The sequence below is a fragment of the Treponema sp. R6D11 genome, assembly GCF_054786075.1.
The window spans coordinates 1-1,717 of record NZ_BDHD01000280.1 but is presented as its reverse complement, the minus strand read 5'-3'; the positions used below and the strand labels follow the sequence as shown (position 1 = coordinate 1,717).

Sequence of the window (1,717 nt, the reverse complement as noted above, 5' to 3'; positions counted from 1 at the left end):
TTTATAAACAGGAATTTGATGCCGTTATCGCCCGTCTTAAGCCCAGCATCACCCGCCGGCGTGTTAGCAACTGTCGTTACTATCGTGATGTAATTATCATCGTCGTTTCCAGATATAGATATCCCAAGCCCCGAATAAGTCCCCGATACGATTTGTTCGAAGTATTCATATTCCTTTTCCGTTAAATAGCTAGTATAAGGATCTCCCATACTGCCGGCAAGCCCATATAGCATCCCTTCAACTGCTTTTTTATCATCAATTTTCTCATAATATTTTTCCTCAAGCATCGTCCGCGCCCTGTCAACAAGCGCATAATTGCTAGTTCCTCTAGAAAAATAATAAGTAAGCCCCGAAGATAAAACAGCTGTTAAAAGTATTATTGATATTAGTTTTGATTTTTTCATAAAAGAATTATACCACTACGAAAATAAAAATGCAATAGTAAATTGCCAAATAAAAAAGAGCCAGATGGCCCTTAATTATAAATCGCCCCGCTTCGTATATTTTAAATTCTTATCTTGCGTACCGTACATCGCTTCTCTATGTTCCGCTTCCTTACGCAACCTAATCTCGCTCATCTTCTGCCTCGTTGCATCCGTATGCTTCATCCCCATGTGCGAACGAGCAATCTTCTCCCTCGTCTCTGCCGAAATTTTCCTGCCCTTAGCCTTCTCCGCGATCTTTTTCCTAGTCTCTTCAGTATGCTTCGAACCCTTCCGCATCAGCGACAACTTTTTCTTCGTCTCCTCGCTAAGAGTTCTCCCTTTTGCAATATCAGACAATTTCTTTCTAGCATCCGCGCTCATCGGTGTACGCCTTTTCTTCGCAGAAGCAGACAACTTCTTCCTAGTTTCTTCAGTTATCGGCGCGCGCTTCTTCCCAGCAATGCGCAACTTTTCTCTAGTTGCCTCACTAACGGGCGGTCTGTTCTTAGCCGCTATCGATAGCTTTCTTCTTGTTTGTGCAGAAACAAATTTCATAAATATTCCCCCAGACATATCAAGAATTATATTATACCATATTTTACCATAAATTGCAAGTAAAACATTAGCACTTGACAACTCCTCTCCCCTTTTGATAAAATCTATATCATGAAAAATTCTTATGACAACAGTAGTATATCAAGTTTAAAAGGCGCAGATAGAGTCCGAAAACGCCCAGGTGTTATTTTTGGCAGCGATGGATTAGAAGGTTGCGCACACAGCGTATTCGAAATTCTTTCTAACTCAATCGATGAAGCACGCGAAGGCTTTGGCGACACAATAAAAATAACAAAATTCCCAGATTGCTCAATATCCGTGGAAGATTTTGGGCGCGGAATCCCTTTAGATTATAACGAAAAAGAAGGCAGGTTCAACTGGGATCTGGTCTTTTGCGAACTATACGCGGGCGGAAAATATTCTAATAACGAAGCCGAAAACTATGAATATTCTCTCGGATTAAACGGGCTCGGCGCCTGTGCAACCCAATATGCCAGCGAATATATGGACGTTATCGTCCTTCGCGACGGCTATAAATATTCTCTTCACTTCGAAAAAGGTGAAAACATTGGCGGGCTACAAAAAGAAAAAGCAGATAGCAAAAAAACTGGCACATTCATCAAATGGAAACCAGACCTAGATGTATTCACAGATATCGACATTCCAGACGAATATATATCTTCAATGCTTAAACGGCAAGCGATCGTCAATAACGGCATCAAATTCCTGTTTATAAC

2 protein-coding genes and 1 pseudogene are annotated in these 1,717 nt (G+C 41.0%); 1 reads left to right on the top strand and 2 read right to left on the bottom strand.

Annotation, left to right across the window (positions count from 1 at the left end):
* Positions 1-404 (bottom strand): S41 family peptidase (locus ACYVTD_RS12285; RefSeq protein WP_461248045.1); only part of this gene is annotated, 404 nt, incomplete at its 3' end.
* Between the two features lie 75 nt (positions 405-479).
* Positions 480-1,061, bottom strand: coding sequence for an NUMOD3 domain-containing DNA-binding protein (locus ACYVTD_RS12280; protein ID WP_461248044.1), 582 nt, complete (start codon positions 1,059-1,061; stop codon positions 480-482).
* 30 nt (positions 1,062-1,091) lie between these two features.
* Between ACYVTD_RS12280 and ACYVTD_RS12275 the strand changes: the two are divergent.
* A pseudogene (locus tag ACYVTD_RS12275) lies at positions 1,092-1,717 on the top strand (hypothetical protein); the annotation flags it as partial.